The sequence below is a fragment of the Frisingicoccus sp. genome (assembly GCF_048388605.1).
GTDB lineage: Bacteria > Bacillota > Clostridia > Lachnospirales > Lachnospiraceae > Frisingicoccus.
On record NZ_DBGCTU010000030.1, the window covers coordinates 49,220 to 68,690 of the forward strand.

The 19,471-nt window shown below is 43.9% G+C and carries 19 protein-coding genes; 3 read left to right on the forward strand and 16 right to left on the reverse strand.

Features of this window, described 5'->3' with window-relative positions:
- Positions 1-44: 44 nt before the first annotated feature.
- The 9 genes from ACMN7X_RS07250 to ACMN7X_RS07290 all read right to left on the reverse strand — a co-directional run bounded on the left by ACMN7X_RS07250 (position 45) and on the right by ACMN7X_RS07290 (position 10,298).
- On the reverse strand, positions 45-1,673 hold the full coding sequence (locus tag ACMN7X_RS07250; RefSeq protein ID WP_418746801.1) for an ABC transporter substrate-binding protein: 1,629 nt from the start codon (positions 1,671-1,673) through the stop codon (positions 45-47).
- Between the two features lie 69 nt (positions 1,674-1,742).
- Positions 1,743-2,642, reverse strand: a complete 900-nt coding sequence (locus ACMN7X_RS07255; protein WP_418746802.1) for a MurR/RpiR family transcriptional regulator — start codon at positions 2,640-2,642, stop codon at positions 1,743-1,745.
- Between the two features lie 223 nt (positions 2,643-2,865).
- Entirely contained in the window at positions 2,866-4,209 is a 1,344-nt protein-coding gene (locus ACMN7X_RS07260) for an ATP-binding protein (RefSeq protein WP_418746803.1), read from the reverse strand.
- Positions 4,210-4,375: 166 nt separating this feature from the next.
- A complete protein-coding gene (locus ACMN7X_RS07265; protein WP_418746804.1) occupies positions 4,376-4,879 on the reverse strand; it encodes a tRNA (cytidine(34)-2'-O)-methyltransferase in 504 nt (167 codons plus the stop codon).
- Entirely contained in the window at positions 4,880-6,055 is a 1,176-nt protein-coding gene (locus ACMN7X_RS07270) for an aminotransferase class I/II-fold pyridoxal phosphate-dependent enzyme (protein WP_418746897.1), read from the reverse strand.
- 5 nt (positions 6,056-6,060) lie between these two features.
- Positions 6,061-6,552, reverse strand: a complete 492-nt coding sequence (locus ACMN7X_RS07275) for an Lrp/AsnC family transcriptional regulator (RefSeq protein ID WP_418746805.1) — start codon at positions 6,550-6,552, stop codon at positions 6,061-6,063.
- 120 nt (positions 6,553-6,672) lie between these two features.
- Positions 6,673-7,683, reverse strand: coding sequence for an AIR synthase family protein (locus ACMN7X_RS07280; protein WP_418746806.1), 1,011 nt, complete (start codon positions 7,681-7,683; stop codon positions 6,673-6,675).
- 150 nt (positions 7,684-7,833) lie between these two features.
- Positions 7,834-8,547, reverse strand: a complete 714-nt coding sequence (locus tag ACMN7X_RS07285) for an exonuclease domain-containing protein (RefSeq protein ID WP_418746807.1) — start codon at positions 8,545-8,547, stop codon at positions 7,834-7,836.
- Positions 8,541-10,298: a B12-binding domain-containing radical SAM protein gene (locus tag ACMN7X_RS07290; RefSeq protein WP_418746808.1), complete on the reverse strand. Its 1,758-nt coding sequence runs from the start codon at positions 10,296-10,298 to the stop codon at positions 8,541-8,543. The genes ACMN7X_RS07285 and ACMN7X_RS07290 overlap by 7 nt, the downstream gene beginning before the upstream one ends.
- 152 nt (positions 10,299-10,450) lie before the next feature.
- On the opposite strand from ACMN7X_RS07290, the gene ACMN7X_RS07295 reads away from it, so the two are divergent.
- On the forward strand, positions 10,451-11,323 hold the full coding sequence (locus tag ACMN7X_RS07295; protein ID WP_418746809.1) for a radical SAM protein: 873 nt from the start codon (positions 10,451-10,453) through the stop codon (positions 11,321-11,323).
- Between the two features lie 71 nt (positions 11,324-11,394).
- Here the strand turns inward: ACMN7X_RS07295 and ACMN7X_RS07300 are convergent, their stop codons facing one another.
- Positions 11,395-12,312, reverse strand: a complete 918-nt coding sequence (locus tag ACMN7X_RS07300) for a LysR substrate-binding domain-containing protein (RefSeq protein WP_418746810.1) — start codon at positions 12,310-12,312, stop codon at positions 11,395-11,397.
- A gap of 159 nt (positions 12,313-12,471) precedes the next feature.
- Between ACMN7X_RS07300 and ACMN7X_RS07305 the strand changes: the two genes are divergently transcribed.
- Positions 12,472-13,281 (forward strand): alpha/beta fold hydrolase, encoded by an 810-nt coding sequence (locus tag ACMN7X_RS07305; RefSeq protein WP_418746811.1) that lies wholly within the window; start codon positions 12,472-12,474, stop codon positions 13,279-13,281.
- Between the two features lie 197 nt (positions 13,282-13,478).
- On the opposite strand, the gene ACMN7X_RS07310 is transcribed toward ACMN7X_RS07305, so the two are convergent.
- Both ACMN7X_RS07310 and ACMN7X_RS07315 read right to left on the reverse strand, forming a co-directional pair.
- Entirely contained in the window at positions 13,479-13,907 is a 429-nt protein-coding gene (locus tag ACMN7X_RS07310) for a hypothetical protein (RefSeq protein WP_418746812.1), read from the reverse strand.
- Between the two features lie 64 nt (positions 13,908-13,971).
- A complete protein-coding gene (locus ACMN7X_RS07315) occupies positions 13,972-14,739 on the reverse strand; it encodes a creatininase family protein (protein WP_418746813.1) in 768 nt (255 codons plus the stop codon).
- Between the two features lie 275 nt (positions 14,740-15,014).
- Between ACMN7X_RS07315 and ACMN7X_RS07320 the strand changes: the two genes are divergently transcribed.
- Complete coding sequence (locus tag ACMN7X_RS07320; protein WP_418746814.1) at positions 15,015-15,650, forward strand: GntR family transcriptional regulator; 636 nt, start codon at positions 15,015-15,017, stop codon at positions 15,648-15,650.
- An 87-nt stretch (positions 15,651-15,737) separates the two neighbouring features.
- Here the strand turns inward: ACMN7X_RS07320 and ACMN7X_RS07325 are convergent, their stop codons facing one another.
- The 4 genes from ACMN7X_RS07325 to ACMN7X_RS07340 form a co-directional block, all read right to left on the reverse strand.
- Positions 15,738-16,466 carry a NifB/NifX family molybdenum-iron cluster-binding protein gene (locus ACMN7X_RS07325; RefSeq protein WP_418746815.1) on the reverse strand — a complete coding sequence of 243 codons (729 nt, stop codon included), beginning with the start codon at positions 16,464-16,466 and terminating at the stop codon, positions 15,738-15,740.
- Between the two features lie 60 nt (positions 16,467-16,526).
- Positions 16,527-17,888 (reverse strand): MATE family efflux transporter, encoded by a 1,362-nt coding sequence (locus ACMN7X_RS07330; protein WP_418746816.1) that lies wholly within the window; start codon positions 17,886-17,888, stop codon positions 16,527-16,529.
- Positions 17,889-17,915: 27 nt separating this feature from the next.
- Entirely contained in the window at positions 17,916-18,836 is a 921-nt protein-coding gene (epsC, locus tag ACMN7X_RS07335) for a serine O-acetyltransferase EpsC (protein WP_418746817.1), read from the reverse strand.
- A 74-nt stretch (positions 18,837-18,910) separates the two neighbouring features.
- Positions 18,911-19,330 carry a MarR family winged helix-turn-helix transcriptional regulator gene (locus ACMN7X_RS07340; protein ID WP_418746818.1) on the reverse strand — a complete coding sequence of 140 codons (420 nt, stop codon included), beginning with the start codon at positions 19,328-19,330 and terminating at the stop codon, positions 18,911-18,913.
- Between the last annotated feature and the right edge of the window lie 141 nt (positions 19,331-19,471).

Here is a 19,471-nt window from a genome sequence, read left to right on the forward strand (position 1 = left end):
GATAAAGCATAATCCGCCGTACCGGTTTTTATTATTTTATAATATTATTTCATGCGATGAACCAGAGTAAATACTACCGGTAATACTATAACATTATCCACATCCGCCGTTGTTGCCGAAATAATATTATTAGAATATAACCAGATATATGGACATTCTTCCCAGACAATTTCTTCTGCCTGTCTCATTGTCGCATTAAACTCTTCTTCTACAACCTGCTCTTTGGCGGAGGTTAATAAACTGTCTACTTCTGAATTGTTATACCATATGAAATTCCACAAACCTGGTTTTTCGTTTTCATCTGCATTTGAAGAAAACAAATTTTCCATATGAATCTGTCCATTACCATGAGATGGATTATACCCCCATAATGCCATATCATAACCCGTCTTATCTGCAGGTACCTTTAATTGATCCCAATAAGTGGATTTTTCTACTTTGTTAATCGTTACCTGAACACCAATCTCTTTTAACTGACTTTGAATTACTTCTGTAAGAACAACATCTTTCGGATACATTCCATCCGGAACAATTAAAGTGAATTCCATTTTTTTGCCGTCTTTTTCTCTGACATCGCCGTTTAATTTCCATCCGGCTTCATCAAGCATCATTTTTGCTTTTTCAATATCGACTGTGTATGGCGTTAATTCTGTAGAACCCACTGTATTCTGCGCCAAAGGTCCGGCCAACGGAGTCACGTACCCCATAAACAATGTTTTTGCAATTGCCTCTTTATCAATTGCATAGTTTAATGCCTGTCTTACCGTCTTATCCTGAAGAATTTCATTTTTCTGATTCAAGCCGACACCAAACACCTGAAGACCCGGTTTAGATATCAATCTGATGTTTGAATCCACCTCCAAATCATCTGCATATTCCACAGGGATTGCATCTGCGACCTGTACATCGCCGCTTTTTAATGCTGAAATACGCGCTGAAGGATCACTTACATATCTAAAAATAACTCTTTCATATAAAGGCGTTCCCTCATAGTAGTCATCATTGCGAACCAAACTTAATTCTGTGCCGGGTTCAATTTTTTCCAGCTTGTACGGACCGGTTCCCACTGGCGCAAGGCCATAATTGTCCGGATCTGCTTCTACCGCTGTCGGACTAGGAATCAGGGCTGAGCCGTGTGCCATAACATTCAAAAAAGCACTATATGGTGTTTTGGTTACTATTTTTACCTCATAATCTGATACTTTTTCTATTTTTTCAATTGGTTCCCACAAAGAATAGGCTCCAAGGTTGATATCAGGATCAATCATCCTAGTATACTGTTTTACAACCGCATCTGCATTAAACGGAGTTCCATCATGAAATTTTATACCTTCTCTAAGCTTGAAATCCCATGTGAGTCCATCTTCAGAGGTTGTCCAGCTTTCAGCTAAATCTGGTTCAAACTGTAAATCCTCAGTAAATCTAATCAACCCATTATGCACAGCAAACGCCGCTTCATAACCTGATGGATATCCCTGTGGCTGCATTCCAGCAGGATCCAAAGATGTAATTGCCATGCTCTGGGCATAAACTAATTCCTTCGGAGCTGCTGCAGTTTCAGAGTTATCTTCTTTTGCCTGCGTTTGCACTGAGCTTGATTTTGAACCGCAGCCACTAAACATACAGCTCAAAATAGCTATCATCAATATTATTGCTATTTTTTTCCGTTTCAAACTTCTTCCTCCTTGCTGTTGTGTATCACTTTTATAATTTACCGATAACATGTTTTTATCCGAACCGTTCTATTCTCCCCCCTTCTCGCACTTTTTAATATTTTTAATATTGTCGGATTTTGTACTTTGGAACATTTCCCAACTTCTTTCATACCTCTCAACTACTTCTTGATAATCGTCAAAGGCCGAACACGTGAATAAACTGTCCAGTATGGCCATTTCCGCAATCCGTGACGCCATAGCATCGTGGCGAAAGGCCGTTTCTTTTGAAGATGTAAAGAATACAACATCCGCTAATTGTGTAATCGGGGAATTTCCAAATTGTGTTATTGCTATAATTTTTGCATTATTGTTTTTTGCATTTTGTAAAGATACTAAAATGTCTCTCGTTTTTCCCGAATGCGAAATGGCAATAATTAAATCATGTTCATCAGCAACCAGGCTCTTATTCACCTGACTGTAATAATCCGTAAACAGCTGACACGGCTTCTTTAATTTACAAAAGCGATGATATGCGTCTGTCGCTACAACGCCAGCCCCTCCAACACCAAAAAAACTAATTTTCTCTGCTTCGGCTATCAACTTCATTCCATTTTCAATTTTTTCCTCTGTCAGAATTGTCACTGTATCCATAAGCGCCTGAGCTGATGCATTAAAAACTTTTATTGCAATATCTTTCTTACTATCCCCCGGCTCTACATCCTGTTGAAGATACTTTGAACTATAATTCTCGGAAGTGTTCTGTGCTAATGCAATTTTAAATTCCTGAAATCCCTTATATCCAATTTTTTTACATAATCGAACAATACTGGATTCACTGGAATTACATTTAATCGCAAGCTCCGTAATCGAATAACGCATTACATTTTCTTGATTTTGTTCAATAAATTCTACAATTTTCACCTCCTTCGGCGTTAATTCTTTTTTGATTTCTCTTAAAACTACTAAACCTGGTTTATTGTCTTTCATATAACCTTCTCTTTTATCCTCCTCTTTTGAAAATAATTTCTGTAATTATTATATATTATGTGGAAGAAATTTTCAATCACTTTTTTATTATTTTTGTGGAAATAATTTTCTGACTCTTTTTTAGAAATGAATGTTGCTGGACACACATAAAAAACACCCGCCGAAGTCCCATCATCCGGGCACTTTTCGGCGGGTGTTTTCTGTATTTTTCTGTATTCATCCATCACAAAAACAGCAGCATATAAATCGGCAGGCAGACAACGTCCCCTTCAACCTTTAAATCTTTCGTATAAACAATATACCGTTCTCCTGTCTTTGCGGAAAATTTATTTTTAAATTTATCCAGCGATACATGGTTTTTATAAGCGGAGGACTTTACTTCAAGCGGACAGATTTTCCGTTTTTTGCTTATCAAAAAATCGATTTCCATGCGATTTTCCGAATTTTCCCTGTCACTTCTTGAATAAAAATAGAGCTTATGTCCCCGGCTCCGCAGCATTTGCGCAGCCGCATTTTCAAAAAACATGCCTTCATTCAATCCAATCCGGTCAAATAGAATGGCTTTATAAACCTCCTCTTCCATAAGCTCATTGTCTGAAAACGCATGACTGAATAACAATCCCGTATCAGCCATATAGCATTTTAATGTAATCCGCTCCTCATTCAATCTCAACCCCACATTGGGATCTGAAGAGTTAAAGCAGGTGTTAATGATCATCGCTTCGTCCAGCCACATAAAGGCGTCTTCATATTCTCTGAACCGAGCCTCTTTCTGAATCGATGCCAGTGAATATTTCTTCTCATGCTTTGAAAGTTGAGAAGGAATACCGTCAAAAATAGAAAGAACTTTACTCTCATAGCCCTTCGCAAATTTTGTGACATCATTTCGGTACAAATTAAGTATCCTCCGTTTTGCCCGGTCCGCCTTTTCAAAATCCTTTGTTTCGATAAAAGCTACTACGGATTGCGGCATGCCGCCTACCAGCATATATTGTCTGAAAAGATTCATTGTCTTGCGATGAATCGCCTCACCCATCGGCTTCCGCTTATCAAAACAATCCTTCATATATGGAACTGTTACCTCATCGCCCATGGCCCAGAGAAATTCCTCAAAATCCAGAGGATACATACTTACATGTTCTTCTTCCGAAGGCAGAACAATGCCTTCCACATTTTGCTTCAGTGTAAGCAGAGACCCCGTTTCAATATAATCATAGCGCCCATCAGCCACGAGATGCTTAATCATCTGTCTGGCTTTCGGATACATCTGAACCTCATCAAAAATAATCAAAGACTCCCGATGAAACAGCTTTACACCATAAAATACGGATAGCTTACTGAAAAATATATCATACTCCGTAAAATCATTTTCAAAAACATCCAGAATTTGCTTCGAAACATTTGAAAAATCAATCAAAAGATAAGATTTATACTCCCGCTTTCCGAACTGCTCAACAATATGACTTTTCCCAACCCGGCGGGCGCCCTCCAGCAAAAGCGCCGTGCAACCGGCGTCTTCCTGTTTCCACTTCAGCATACGGTCATAAATTTTTCTCTTTAATTCCATCGTTCCACCACCTGTCATCACGTTTTCAAGGTTTTTTTAAATTCATATTATCACGTTTTCAACGATTATTCAACTTCATATTATCACGTTTTCAAGGTTTCTTTAAAAAACACCCGCCAAAGTCCCATCTAAGCTCTCTTTGGCGGGTGCTTTTATCTTGATTTTTTTATTCTTTCCAATGCAGCCGATGGAGTTCACCGAAAAGCTGCATCTGTTTAAAGTTCTGCTGGCGAAGGGCCTCATACAGCACAATAGCCACAGAGTTGGACAAATTCAGGGAACGGATATTTTCAAGCATTGGAATCCGCACGCAGGATTCTTCATGTTCCACGAGAATCTCCTCAGGAATTCCGGCGCTCTCCTTGCCGAACATGATATAGGCGTCCTCCCCGAAGGCCACATCCGTATAAACGTGTTTTGCCTTAGTCGTCGCCATATACAGTTTTCCCTGACATTCCGGATTTTTTTCAAGGAAATCGGCAAAATTATCGTAGACGGTCACATCCAGATCTTTCCAATAATCCATTCCGGCCCGGCGAAGCTGCTTTTCATTGATCTGAAAGCCCAGCGGCTCGATCAAATGAAGTCTTGAACCGGTGGCCACACAGGTTCGCCCGATATTTCCCGTATTTGCCGGAATCTCCGGCTCCAATAATACAATATTCAGCAACTAGATCAATCCCTTTTCTTTACGAATTTCCGCAACAAACCGGGCGATGCGGTCCGTTGCATGTTTTAACTCATCCAATGAGTAGGCGTAAGAAATACGCAGGAAGCCTTCGCCGCAGTCGCCGAAAGCGGTTCCCGGAACAACGGCAACCTTTTCCCTTTCCAAAAGCTTCATCGCAAATTCATCCGAAGTCATTTCCAGCTCTTTAATGCTCGGGAACACATAAAATGCGCCGAAAGGTTCAAAACACTTCAGCCCCATCTTGCGGAAAGTGTGTACAAGGAAACGGCGGCGCTGATTATAAGAAACACGCATTTCCTCCACATCCCTGTCCCCTTTTTTCAATGCTTCCACCGCCGCGTACTGGCTTGTGGTCGGCGCGCACATGATGGCAAACTGGTGGATTTTCAACATCTGCTCTAATATGGCATGAGGCGCGCAGGTATAGCCGAGACGCCATCCGGTCATGGCATAAGCTTTGGAGAAACCGTTGATCAAAATCGTCCGCTCCTTCATCCCCGGAAGTGAAGCAATTGTTACATGTTTTGCCCCATAGGTCAATTCACTGTAAATTTCATCGGACATCACAAGAATATCCTTCTCGATGCAAACCTCGGCGATATCCTCCAGATCCTCTTTTCGAAGCACCGAGCCCGTCGGATTATTCGGAAAAGGCAGAATAAGCACTTTTGTTTTCGGCGTGATTGCCGCCAGAAGTTCTTCTTTTGTCAAACGGAACTCATTTTTTTCCTGCAGTTCCAAAATCACCGGCTTGCCTCCGGCCAGAATAGTACACGGCTCATAGGACACATAACTCGGCTGGGGAATGATCACCTCTTCCCCCGGATTTAACACAGCCCGCAGGCCGATATCGATGGCCTCGGAACCGCCGACCGTCACCATCACCTCCGTATCCGGATCATATTCAACCTGATACATCCGTCTCAGATAGTTACATATTTCATTTCTCAAATCTTTCAGGCCGGAATTGGACGTATAAAAAGTCCGTCCCCGCTCCAGCGAATAAATGCCTTCCTCCCGGATATGCCACGGCGTGTCGAAATCCGGCTCGCCGACGCCGAGGGAAATCACTTCCGGGTCGTCCATCTCGGACACCAGATCAAAAAATTTACGTATCCCCGAAGGTTTAATCCTCACGGTTCGTTCTGCTAACATGTTTTTCACGGTGTAATCAACATCCTTTCACGAGGGCTCTGGGAAACAAAAATTGTCCCGTGTTCTTTGTACTTTTTCAGCACAAAATGAGTTGCCGTACTGAGTACTGAGTCCAATGGCGACAGCTTATCCGAAACAAACATCGCCACTTCCTGCAATGTCTTTCCTTCCAGCATGACCATCAGGTCAAAGCCGCCGGAAATCAGATACACCGTATTCACTTCACTGAAATTGTAAATGCGCTCCGCGATCTTATCAAATCCCTGTCCGCGCTGCGGCGTCACCCGCACTTCAATCATAGCGATAACCTTCTCGTTATTCACTTTATTCCAGTTGATCAGGGTATGATATCCGCAAATGATCTTATCCTGCTCCATTTCATAAATGGCCCTGGATACATTATCTTCCGTATCCCCCAAAAGAACGGCCAGGTCCTCCACACTGACTTTGCTGTTCTTCTCCATAATCGCTAAAATCTTTTCTTTTAATTCACTCATTTTACTAATCCTCCAAGAAAATCTATGCCCATTCGGGCATCCCGTATGTTAAATGCTGCGCATGGGCGTGCTACGTCAAGCTCCGCGCGATAAGGTATGCCCATTCGGGCATCCCGTATGTTAAATGCTGCGCATGGGCGCGCTACGGTATAATTTATAAAGCTCATCCGTTTTCGGCGATTCCAGATAACGGGTCTCCCCCTCGTCATAAACAATGATTTTATCATTATTATCCGTAAACTTGCCGATCACCGCGCTGTGGATGCCTGCTTTTTTCAAATGTTCCACCAAATCGTGCCCCCGGTCGCAGGCGATCAACATCGAACCGCTGGAAATAAGCTGATAAGGATTCAAGTCAAAATACTCGCAGATCTCCACCGTTTCCTGCTTTAAAGGAACCTTTTTTAAATCCACTGTCAGGCCCACATTTCCCGCGGCCGCCATTTCCCAGAGTGCGCCAAAAATGCCGCCCTCCGTAATATCATGCATCGCAGCGACACCGAAGTCTCTGGCGAGCATCGCTTCCTTCACCACGGACAGATACTGAATAAAGCCCTTTGCCCTGTCCACAAATTCCCGGCTGTAACGGCTTTTAAGCTCTGCTTCTCTGTCTGAGGCGATAATGGCCGTTCCCTCCAGGCCGATCCATTTTGTCACCACGATATCCTGTCCGGGCTGGGCGCCTTTGGTGAAGATCACCGCATCCTTTTTTGCCTTTCCAACGCCTGTCACCGTCACCACCGGCTGATTGACCACCGGCGTCACCTCGGTATGGCCTCCGATAATTTCTATATTTAATGGTTCACAGGCCGATTCAATCTCCCCCATCAGGGATTTTAAATCAGCCTCCTCCGCATCCTGCGGCAAAAGTATGGACAATAGCATCCCCACCGGCTCAGCCCCGGCCGAAGCCAGATCATTGGCTGTCACATGGACTGCCAGCGTGCCGATCTCGGAGGCTGCCCCTGTGATGGGATCCGTTGAAAGAACAAACACCTCGTCCGGCGCCAGTTTAAGCACCGAACAGTCCTCGCCAACCCCCGGATGGATTAAAACCTCGTCCCTTTTTAATTTTATCTGCTTAAATACCGAGCGTTTCAAAACGTTTTCCGGTACTTTTCCAATCTTCATGTTAATAGCTCCTTAAATTATAAAAATGAAACAAGAATTCCGGCCACCATCGCTACCACTAACAATATAACAATAATTCTCGATACCATCTGTCTTGTTTTATGATTCATTTTCTATCCACTCCTTATCTTGCGCCGACCGAAGATTTTATTACCGCGCCATCCGTCCATACTGAAAAAGAATTTTATCAATCAGTCGTGACGCCTCACTCCGGGTCAGGCTTTCCAAATCGCTGTTAACCTCTATTCTATGATATTTTGCCAATTCCTTCAAGTATTCCTTTTGCCGATTTGTCGCCGGCTGAACTTTCTTTTGCTTCCACACCAAGGGCTCCGCATTGAACAGCTTTGCCTCTGAGGCGCCGAAATAATACTTTAATGTTTGATACAGCTTTGCCGTCGCCAGCGCGTCGTGATAGGCCCGATGGGCCGACACATTCACAATGCCATAATGATCACACAGACTTTCCAGGCTTCTCGACGGCAGCTCCGGCAGAACCTTCCGGGCAATCTTTAGTGTATCCAGCCCTTCTTTCTTAAAATCCATATAATATTTTTTCGCGTACCGATATGTAAATCGATAATCAAACATAAGATTATGGCCGACCACCGGATACTCTTCACAAAAATACAGAAAGTCATAAATTGTCCTGTCCGTCGGCCCTGCATTGGCCACCATGTCATTGCTGATGCCCGTCAGAGAAGTCACCAGCGGTGAAATGGGATTATCCGGCTTCACAAACCGTGAAAACCGGTCGATCACCTTGCCCTCCGCCACCTTTACGGCGCCAATCTCTATAATTTCATCCTTCTCCGGCGAAAGCCCGGTCGTCTCCAGATCAAAACATACATAAGAGTTTACCATAATTTCACCTCAACCGTCCGGCTTTTATAGGTCAACGGATCTCTGTTCAGATAATCGAACCAGATAAATACGCCGTTTTCACCGCCAGCTCCTTTCCGGATATCCCGGGTAAAATGCTCGATATGGGTCATCCGCTGAATCTGCTTTGTCGTATATTCCTCATAACCTGAAAAATAACGTTCCCTGTTCTCTTCTCTTTTGAAAAATTCCACATATCGGGCCTTATACGCATCCTGGCCGGATGCCCAGGCCGGCCGGTTTTTTACATTTTCTCTTAAATATAAATCATAAGTCAATATCTGGACAAAAATATCTGTTTCTTCTATTTTAAGATTTTCTTTTACAAAATCCAGTAAAATTTCGTATCTGGCCATCCGTGAATGGCTGACGCCATTGAGCCCCTGCTCCTCATAATATTGAGCCATTTGCTCATACATGGAAAAAGCCGATGGAAAATGCCCTTCCAGCCAGTCTAAGCTGTTCTCAAACTGACGACTGTTGTAATAAACCTCCACCATTTCCTCCACGCCCTTTAAAACAAGGATATCGTCATAGGAAAGCCATCGGGTCGCCATCACCTCATAAGGCGGCTCCGGCTGATAAACCAGCCCGTAATCTTCCGCCTTTTCCCGCATATAGGAGCCCTTCAGCACCTTCAGAAATCCAAGCTGAAACTGCTCCGGCTTTAAAGCATAGACATCGTTAAAAGACTGCTTGAACCGCTCCAGATTTTCATAAGGAAGCCCCGCGATCAGATCCAGATGCTGATGGATATTTTTCCCCGCATGAATCCGCTGAACGATTCCTTTTAACTTCTCAAAAGAGACATTTCGCCGGATTTCCTGAATTGTCTGAGGGTTTGTGGACTGTACGCCAATCTCCAGCTGAATCAAGCCCGGCCGCAATCCGGCCATAAATTCCAGTTCTTCCTCCGTCAGCAGATCCGCCGTGATTTCAAAATGGAAATTTGTTTTGCCCTTATCATGGGCTTTGATAAATTTTAAAATCTCCATGGAATGTTCCCGCCGGCAGTTAAATGTCCTGTCCACAAATTTAACCTGGGGTATTTCCCAGTCAATAAACTGCTGCAGCTCCCGTTTCACTAAATCCAGATTCCGGAAACGTACTTTTTTCTCCACCGAGGAAAGGCAATAACTGCACTGAAACGGACAGCCCCGGCTTGTCTCATAATAGATGATTTTATTTTTAAAGTCTTCGGGGCGGGTATACACAAAGTTTAATCGGCTCATATCGACAAAATCCCTCGGACCGTGCACATGAATCCGGCTGCCGGCCGCGCCCCCGATGCCGCTGTCATCTCTATGGCGGTGCCCGATGCCAAGCACCTTTTCCACATCCATATCTCCGTTCCAGCAGGCCATCATTTCCCGAAATGTGTCCTCCCCCTCGCCGTACATCACGCCGTCAATAAAAGGCCATTTCTCCAGCCGCTCCGCTACGTCAAAGGAAACCTCCGGGCCGCCGAGCCATATTTCTGTCCGGGGTGCCACCTGTTTCAGCCATCCGGCGACCTGTTCCACAAAGCCGATATTCCATATATAACATGAAAAGCAGACAACTTCCGCCTTTTCCCGATACAGGCTTTGAAAAATCTCTTCCGGATATTGATTGATCGAATATTCCATCAGCTTTACCTGGGGCTCATAAGGGCCGCAGTTGGCCTTCAGGCTGTAAACCGCCAGATTGGAATGTATATATTTTGCATTGATTGCCGTTAAAAGTACCTTCATATCTTCACCTTAAAAATCCTTTATTAACTACCTTACTATATTCTTTTAAATAGTCAATAGCCAAATCGGAGAAAGTATGGTATACTAATACGCAAAAAAATGATTTGCATGCAAAATATTTATTGGAAATAGTTTGGAAAGGAGTTTTTATTATGAGATATGAGGGAATTGTTTATCGTCCCCCAAGCGAGGCCCGCAGCCTGATTCTCCAGTTGACGATTGGATGCGCCCGAAACGAATGTACCTTCTGCAATATGTATAAAGATAAGAAATTCCGCATCCGTGATCTGGATGAAGTGGTTGAGGATATGATCACGGCCAAAAGATACTATATGTTTGATATCGAACGGGTATTTCTTGCCGACGGCGATGCTCTGATTGTAAAAACAAAGGATTTACTTTATATTATTGATAAGATTCACGAAATTCTTCCGACAGTCAACCGCATTACCGCCTACGGCGCGCCGAAGGATGTGCTTGTGAAAACGCCGGAAGAATTAAAAACATTGCATGAAGCCGGTTTGGACATGGTTTATATGGGCGCCGAATCCGGCTCCGACAAGGTGCTGCAGGCTGTGAAGAAAAATGCGACTCAAGCCGAGATCATTGAGGCGGGACAGAAATTAAAGACCGCCGGACTGAAATCCTCAATTACTTTGATCTCCGGCCTCGGCGGTATCGAAAATCTGGAAGAACACGCGGTGGAATCCGCCAAAGTCATTTCCGCCATCAAACCGGAATATGCCAGCCTTTTGACCCTCCTCATCGAGCCGGGCACGCCCCTTCATCATGAATGGAAGTCCGGCAAATTTCATCCGCTGGAAGGGCCGGACGCCATTTTTAAGGAAATGACTCTCTTCCTTCAAAATATCGACAGCGAAGGCACCGTATTCCGTGCGAATCATGCCTCCAACTATATTCCTCTCGGCGGCACATTTAACCGGGATATACCGGCTTTGCTGGCCCAGATTGATGCGGCCGTAAAAAACCGGGCTTTCCGCCCCGATACCTTCCGGCAATTGTAAGAACAAAAAACGTTTCCCTCCTGTACCTTGAAACGGTTCCGGAGGGAAACGTTTTTTTATTTATACCCCTCTTATTGAACTCGAATGGCCACATCCTCTGTGAGTGCATCCGTAAGCTCATCGGCAAAAATCTGGATTGCCTGAGGAATATTTGTCTGTTTCCGCAGAGAGACCCAACAAAAACACTGCGGCGGCGGAACAAGAGGAATGATCCGCATAGTCTTTAAATGGGGCCGAACCACCAGATTATCATAAATCATGCAGCGGTTAAAAATGCAGACGCCTTTATTTAAAACCGTATATTCCAGGAGCAGACCGATCTGAGAACTCTGATAGGCCACTTCCGGCTCATATCCGGCCTTTCGGCAATTGCTTATGATCTGATTATAATTATTATGTCCGCTGGTAACGATATTAAAAATCGAATTTCTCAAATCCTCAAATGTCAGCTGTTTTGCATCATAAAATTCATTGCCTTCTCCGACAGCCACCGCCACCTCGTCCTCAAATCCCGAATAAGTGATAATATAGGGTGAAACCAGCATATTTTCTGTCATCCCCACATCCAGTTCCCCAGTGATCAGAAGCTGCTTGATTGTTTCTTCGGGAAGTTCGTGGATATTAATCTTAATGTGAGGATATTTCCTGCGAAAATTATAGATAAAATTTGAGGTAAAAGGTGTCTGATACAATGGAATCACGCCGTAATTCACCGTCGCCCGCTCAAAGGAACCGATACTTTTTAAATTTTCCTCAAAGTAATCATAGGCATTGAGTACCGGCCGGGACAGATTAATGACATCTTTACCCGCCAACGTCAATACATTCCGCCGCCCTACCCTTTCAAACAGTTTAAACCCCAGTTCGGACTCCATTTTTTTCACCGTTTTTGTTAATGACGGCTGAGTAATAAAAAGCCGATTCGCCGCCTGCTCCATCGAACCGCACTGGGAAATCTCATATAAGTATTTTAATTCCCGAATATCCATTATTCACCTTCTATTCATAGCTTTTGGCTATATTATATATGAAATCTCTTCATTTGTAAATTCCTGTAAAATGCTTTAAACTAAAAGCATAAAGGATGAAACGTACGTTAATCGTTTAGTTGCACGAAGTTATTATTTATAGATAGGGGGAATAAATTTATGCCTTATTTTGCAACAAGTGATCATTGCAATATATATTATGAAGAGCGTGGAGAAGGAAAACCGCTCGTACTCATTCATGGTTGGAGCTGCAACCACCATTATTTCAAAAAGCAGGTTCCGGCTTTTGCAGAAAAATATAAAGTAGTTACTCTTGATCTGAGAGGTCACGGAAATTCGGACCGCACGGAATTCGGCCTGACATTGCCGCGTTTTGCTAAGGATGTTAAAGAATTGATTGATTACCTCGGACTGAAAGATGTGACTTTACTCGGCTGGTCCATGGGCGCTCAGATTATTTTTGAATATGTAAAACAGTTTGGCTGTGAAAATCTTGCAAATGTCGTAATCGTGGATATGTCTGCCAAGATTATGGCCGAAGCCGATGAAAACTGGCCGCATGCCGTATTCGGCAAATACACCCGCGCCGATACTTTAGCTCAATTAGATGCCATTGCAACGGACTGGGGAGCTGTTGCCGAAGCTTTTGTACCTGTTATGTTCAGTGACGGCCCATGCCGGGACGAAATTCCTTGGGTTATGAATGAAACACTTCAGAATACGCCGCATGTTATGATTTCCATGTGGGTTGCAATCATGATGAACGACTACAGAAAGGTTGTTGAAACGATTACAGTTCCTACATTAATCACCTATGGAACCCGCCCATCGCTGTACAGCCCAGAAAACAGCCAGTGGTTGGTAGAACATATTAAGAACAGCAAAGCAGTTGGATTTGACGGCGGTCACGCACATCACTTCCAGGATGCAGACAACTTCAACAAAGCTGTTATGGAATTTATTGGATAAACTTTAAAAAATGTTGCCTCGCATTGATCATATTCTCAATGCGAGGTGCTTTTTTTGAATAAAAAACTTTTGACAACCATTTTGAAGGCCAGGGAACCTAGTAAGCTCAACTGCTAAATTCCATAAATACAATTGCCCAGACTGATGATTCAACCTGGGCAATAAAATTGGCAAATACATTATACTTTTTTATCTGATCAAGCTTCTTTGTTTAACGCACCTGCAACACGCATCATGATCGGTAAGCAGATGAAAATAGTGATGGTACCTACACCCAACAGGATTGGAAACTTCTGTGGCCAAAATTGAATGACATTTGCATTTGCCATACACCAAACACTGTTGAGAAAGATTTCAAAGAATGAAAAGATTGCAACCCTTACAACGTATTCAACAGTTTTGTTTGAAATATTTTTAGTAATTGCCGCTGCCCAGTCCATACAAGGGAACAAATAGTTAATAGCCACTGCAATAGCGAAAGCACCGACCCATCCTTGAAGGATCGTAAATGGTGTTAAAGGCGCGCCAAGAAGAAACATCGCAGATGAATTTAAAACAAAGGACATAACTGTGCCCATACCTGTTTCAAGAGTTCTGCCAAAATCGAATGGAACAAAAATTTTCATAATTTCAACTCCTTGTTTGCATCTATGTATCTGTGTAACCTGATTTTTCTTATGTATGTGTAACTTATTTAAGATTTTCTTTCATTTCATTAAGGATGAAATCGCTGACAACATCAAAAATTTTGCGTCCGACTTCTGCTGTAGCAACTGCAGGACTGCCAAAATATGTGTTTGGTGCACCGGCTTCTGCAAAACTCTGGGCACCGGCTTCTAATTTAGCAAAGAAAAATTCAGCAGCATGGTTTGCAGGAAGTGTTTTTGCCACATCCGCATCAACCCATTCAGGGCAGACATACATAAGCTGGGCTGTCTCAATTTCACCTGCATGAATATCAAATTCAGGATGTTCCCCTTTGCAGATGTCCTTATATGTGAGTGGAAGCGCTTTAGCAAACCAGTCTGAGAACATGAATTCAAACTCCGGAATAACTTTCTTAACATTGTTGGCTCCTTCTTTGATTGCATCCATGCTGGACGGTTCTGCATGGCCACTAAGAAGTACAACTTTTGTGAAGCCTGTCTTAGCCAGGCCTAAACAAACATCTTCGACAATGTTGACCATTGTTTCGTAACGAATGGTAATGGTACCAGGAAACTTACATAAATCAGCGATACAATATGTAATTGGTGTTGCAATGAGAGATTCAACACCCTGATCTTCTAATTTTCTCGCACAGTCCTTGGCCATTGTGAAGGCTGTGATGACATCAGCGCTTACTGGAAGGTGCGGACCATGAGCTTCGCAAGGACTCACTGGGAGAAAGGCCAGATTTGTTCTCTCGGAAAGCGCCTTAACCTGATCTCTATTCATCTGATATAAAATGTTTAACATAATTTAACCCCCTTGTTTCTTTGAACTCAATCAACTTTAACAAATATTTTTCTTAAACTGATATACCGGTATGTAAGTATTATATAACCGGTATACCGGTATGTCAATAGAAAATGTACATTTTTTTACAATGTTCTTGTGTTCTGTCCGGATACGAGTTAGAATAGATAGCAGCGTAGTTTCTCAAGTATTTTACTATTTGATGATAAACTACGCTATTAAACAGAAAGGAATGTAGATGTTTTTATTTCTATGAACATCATATAAGATGAACGATGGCAGACTTATTAAAAGATATCGCTTATGATAAATTGCGCAAAATGATTGCCCAGGGCAAATTCGAATATGGAAAAATATACTCCTTAAATGCATTGGCTGCAGAAATGGAAATGTCCAGAACACCGGTCAGAGATGCGATCCAGAAACTCGGGGAGCAAAGGCGCATTGATATAATGGCCAGCCGGGGATTTCGCCTTCATGTTATGACGCAGGAAGAGATGGAATTTCATCGCCACTTCAGTAATGCTATTGAATGTTATTGTATTCAGGAATTGACGCAGGATTACATGAAAGATCCCGGTAATGTTCATGTGGCACGTATGCAGCACCTTCTGTCCGATATGGAGAAGGCTCTCACCGAAGATACACCATTTGCTGAATATTTCATACTGGATCAGGAATTTCATGCAGCTATTATCGATTCCCTGGATAATGCATATTTTTCGGATCTAAAAAAATCCCCGAATGGTTTCTTTGATCATCCGGAATTGCAGCTGACAGATAAAAAGATTGCAAGAAAGGTCATTTATGATCTACATAAAAAGATTCTTGATGCCGTATGTTCCGGCGATGTTCATGGTGCGGTTCAAGCTATGATTGAACATTCTGATGTAATGATGAGCGCGTTCTAAAAACACTGTACTATAATCCAAACTAATTAAAAAACGTTTCCATCCGAAACCGTTTCAAGGTTCCTGATGGAAACGTTTTTTATATATTTAGTGGCAGCCATGATTTCCGCATCCATGGTCCCCGCCGTGGTGACCGCCGCAGTGATGTCCTTCCCCGTGGCCTTCGCCATGATGACTGCACATCACATCCGGGTCATAATTCAGATTTCCGCTTAAGAACGAAGCGACCTGGGCATCCGCATCACCGCAGGCGCCGCCGAATAACTGAATTCCTGCCGCCGCCAGCGCATTTCTCGCACCGCCGCCGATGCCGCCGCAAATGAGCACATCAACTCCCTGCTCTGCGAGGAAACCGCCGAGAGCGCCATGCCCCTGTCCATTAGTATCAACAACAGCGGAGGCAACCACTCTGCCCTCTTCGACTTCATAAATTTTAAACTGTTCCGTATGGCCAAAATGCTGGAACACCTGGCCATTTTCATAGGTTACCGCAATTTTCATTTTCTTTTCTCCCTTTCCTCCGGCTTTCTGTTCGCACAATATATAATTCCCGCCTTCGATTCTGAGAGATGCGCCTTCCACCAGGAAACGGGCCAGCTTCTTCCGTGCCTCCGTATATAAAGCCTGTATCGTTGCCCGGGAGCCATCCATCTGACGGGCACATTCCTCCTGAGAAAGTCCCATATAATCGATCAAACGAATGGTTTCATATTCTTCCACGGTAAGCATGATGCCCGAACCGCTCCCCCCATTTCCGTAAAAATTCCAACACACCGGGAGCCGGCAGACTTTCCGGGATTTGACTGGTCTGGCCACAGCTGCATCTCCTCTCTTCTTCAGAATACTCCTATTATTGACATATGTCAATAATAATGTCTAACGGGTAATATTTTTCAGCCATTTTTTTGAGCGATACCGCGCATAGGAAAAAGGCAATTTTAACATTTCATCACAGGTCAGGCACAAATATACAACCCACACCGGCTGTTTCAGAAGAAATGCCGCAATGGCCCCCGCCGGAAGGCAGACACCCCAAAGGGAAACAGCGTCCAGCGCCAGGCCGATCCGCGTATCCCCGCCGGCCCGGAACGCTCCGACGATCAACGTCACATCCACTGCCTGGCACAGCACATAGAGAGCCATAATGACCATCATTTGCCCCAGATAACCGTCGGCCTGCGGTGTAAGCGTCATAAACCGCCGGGCAATCGGGCTGACACAAAGCATCACGATACTTCCGCCGACGCCAAGCAGCGCGCTCAGCTTCACAAGCCTCGAAGCATAAATAAGCGCCAGCTCTTCTTTCCGCTCCCCGATGGTCCGCCCCAGAATAATGGCCGTCGCATTGGCCACCCCCATGGTCACGACCATGGCAAGCTGCCGGGTGACCTGAGTAATGGAATTGGCCGCCACAGCAGCGCTCCCCATATGGCCGATGATCGCCGCAATGGCCGAAGTCCCGGTTCCCCAGGCCAGTTCATTCAAAATGACCGGAAGCGCATAGATTCTGAAATCCTTCATCAATTCCTTTTCGCGGACAAATAAAAGTGAGGGACGGAAATGCACCTCCGGATGTACCTTTAAAATGTAAATTAAAACGATCCCGCACTCTGCCACATGGGCGATCACTGTGGCGCAGGCCGCACCGGAAACACCCATTGCCGGCGCCGGGCCGAGTCCGAAAATAAATATCGCATTAAAAATCACGTTGACAACCAGCGACGCTGAATATACCAGCGTCGATATAATAACCCGTTCCACGCTGCGCATAATATTCAAATACACAACAGCCGCAGCCGCTAACGGATAGGACCAGGAAACGATCCGAAGATATTTGACACCCTCTTCAATGATCGCCTGCTCTGATGTGAAAATCCTCATCAACGCCGTCGGCATAAGCTGTGCCGCCGCAAAAAAAAGAATCCCCACACTCAATCCGACACGCATCGATATGCCAAGGACCTTTTCTATTGTCTCTATATCCTTTTTGCCCCAATATTGAGCCGTAATGACCGCCGCCCCGGAAGTCAGGCCAAAAAGAATTAAAGACATGATGAAATAAATCTGCCCTGCCAAAGAACTGGATGACAGGGCAATTTCTCCAACCTTTCCAAGCATGATCACATCCGCCGATGTAATCCCCACGTTGATGAGATTCTGCAGCGCCATAGGCAGCACCAAAGCAAAGACATTCCTGTAAAACAGGGCTTTGTCATCGCAAAATCTCTGTTCTCTCATCGAAATTTTAACCTCCCGCGAGTAAAACTACTCCCACACATTTCCCGAATCCGACTGTCCCTTGAAGGTCAGCTCCGGACTCTTCACAATAACTTTTGTCCTCGGCGGCACGGAACTCGTGATAAAGGAGCCGCCGGCAATGACCGATTCCTCGCCGATGACCGTCTCCCCGCCAAGAATCGTTGCGCCGGAGTATATAGTCACATTATCCTTAATCGTTGGATGACGCTTTACCCCGGCCAGCTGCTGACCGCTTCGCGTGGAAAGCGCGCCAAGAGTAACGCCCTGATACAACTTCACATGGTCGCCAATACTGGTCGTCTCACCAATAACAACACCTGTACCGTGGTCGATAAAGAAATATTCGCCGATTGTCGCGCCGGAATTGATATCTATTCCTGTCCGACTGTGAGCATGCTCCGTCATAATTCTCGGTATAAAAGGAACATTCTTTATATAAAGTTCATGGGCAATACGATAAATGAAAATTGCATAAAGCCCCGGATACGAGAAAATAATTTCTTCTTTACTTTTCGCCGCCGGGTCGCCATCATAACCGGCCTGCACATCCTTTAAAAGCAATTTTTGAATATGCGGCAGGCGCGCAAAGAAATAGCTGCAGATATCTTCTGCCTCAGCCGCAATCTCTTCCTCACTTTTATTTTCTTCATTCTGATAATTCAATGCAATCTCGATCTGCTGCTTTAAAACTACATAAACCTCCGTCAATGTATTTCCGATAAAATATTCCGGAGCCGTGTCCGTAATATTCTCGGATCCAAAATATCCCGGGAACATCACGCGCCGCAGATCCTTGATCATTCCGATGATCGCGCCCCTGTTAGGCAGATGTTTTCCGGTTTTTATAGCAAATGACTCTTCCGACATATAATATTGAGCGATCTCACGGACAGCCCGGCCGATCGTCATTTTAAATTCTCCGCTCATAAATCTCTCCTCCCCATTCCGGATTATTGTTTATTTTATATATTATACAAGAAAAAAGGGTTGTTTCCAACCCTTTAAATATCTACGCCGGCTAATAATCTTAAATGTGATTTCAATGTCTCAGCTTCTTCTTCAGAAAATATCGACATGACTTCATCATTAACTTTCTCAATCGCATTTAAAACGTCTTCTTCAAGGCTCGCACCCTTTTTTGTCAAGAGCACCTGAATAAAACGCCGGTCCTCTTTACTGATGCTTCTCTCAATAAGACCTTTCTTCTCCATCCGCTCCAGAATACCGGATATTGTGGAATTTTCCAATTTGAGACGCTCGGCAATCTCTTTTGGACTCCTTCTGTCATTTTCCCATAAACAATATAAAACCGAATACTGAACCGGAGTAATATCAAATGCTGAAAGTTTTTCTGTCGTTTTCAAGAAGACCGAATGCTGTGCTGTTGTCAACAGGTAATTCACGCAATCCTCCAGCTGCACCCTTTTCACTCCCTTTCCCTTACTAAATAAAATAAAGGTTTTTCGGCGCATTGTCAATCTTTTTTACTTTTTTTAACATTTATTTTGCCCGTTGAATTCCTTTGAATTCAAGAAAGTTGTAAAAATGTCCAAAAATTTCCT

Excerpts from the sequence above, each read along its gene's own strand:
- ACMN7X_RS07255 (WP_418746802.1), bottom strand. The coding sequence starts at position 2,642 with ATGAAAGACAATAAACCAGGTTTAGTAGTTTTAAGAGAAATCAAAAAA.
- ACMN7X_RS07260 (WP_418746803.1), bottom strand. The coding sequence starts at position 4,209 with ATGGAATTAAAGAGAAAAATTTATGACCGTATGCTGAAGTGGAAACAG.
- ACMN7X_RS07270 (WP_418746897.1), bottom strand. The coding sequence starts at position 6,055 with ATGTTAGCAGAACGAACCGTGAGGATTAAACCTTCGGGGATACGTAAA.
- ACMN7X_RS07275 (WP_418746805.1), bottom strand. The coding sequence starts at position 6,552 with ATGAGTGAATTAAAAGAAAAGATTTTAGCGATTATGGAGAAGAACAGC.
- ACMN7X_RS07280 (WP_418746806.1), bottom strand. The coding sequence starts at position 7,683 with ATGAAGATTGGAAAAGTACCGGAAAACGTTTTGAAACGCTCGGTATTT.
- ACMN7X_RS07285 (WP_418746807.1), bottom strand. The coding sequence starts at position 8,547 with ATGGTAAACTCTTATGTATGTTTTGATCTGGAGACGACCGGGCTTTCG.
- ACMN7X_RS07290 (WP_418746808.1), bottom strand. The coding sequence starts at position 10,298 with ATGAAGGTACTTTTAACGGCAATCAATGCAAAATATATACATTCCAAT.
- ACMN7X_RS07295 (WP_418746809.1), top strand. The coding sequence starts at position 10,451 with ATGAGATATGAGGGAATTGTTTATCGTCCCCCAAGCGAGGCCCGCAGC.
- ACMN7X_RS07300 (WP_418746810.1), bottom strand. The coding sequence starts at position 12,312 with ATGGATATTCGGGAATTAAAATACTTATATGAGATTTCCCAGTGCGGT.
- ACMN7X_RS07305 (WP_418746811.1), top strand. The coding sequence starts at position 12,472 with ATGCCTTATTTTGCAACAAGTGATCATTGCAATATATATTATGAAGAG.
- ACMN7X_RS07310 (WP_418746812.1), bottom strand. The coding sequence starts at position 13,907 with ATGAAAATTTTTGTTCCATTCGATTTTGGCAGAACTCTTGAAACAGGT.
- ACMN7X_RS07315 (WP_418746813.1), bottom strand. The coding sequence starts at position 14,739 with ATGTTAAACATTTTATATCAGATGAATAGAGATCAGGTTAAGGCGCTT.
- ACMN7X_RS07320 (WP_418746814.1), top strand. The coding sequence starts at position 15,015 with ATGGCAGACTTATTAAAAGATATCGCTTATGATAAATTGCGCAAAATG.
- ACMN7X_RS07330 (WP_418746816.1), bottom strand. The coding sequence starts at position 17,888 with ATGAGAGAACAGAGATTTTGCGATGACAAAGCCCTGTTTTACAGGAAT.
- epsC (WP_418746817.1), bottom strand. The coding sequence starts at position 18,836 with ATGAGCGGAGAATTTAAAATGACGATCGGCCGGGCTGTCCGTGAGATC.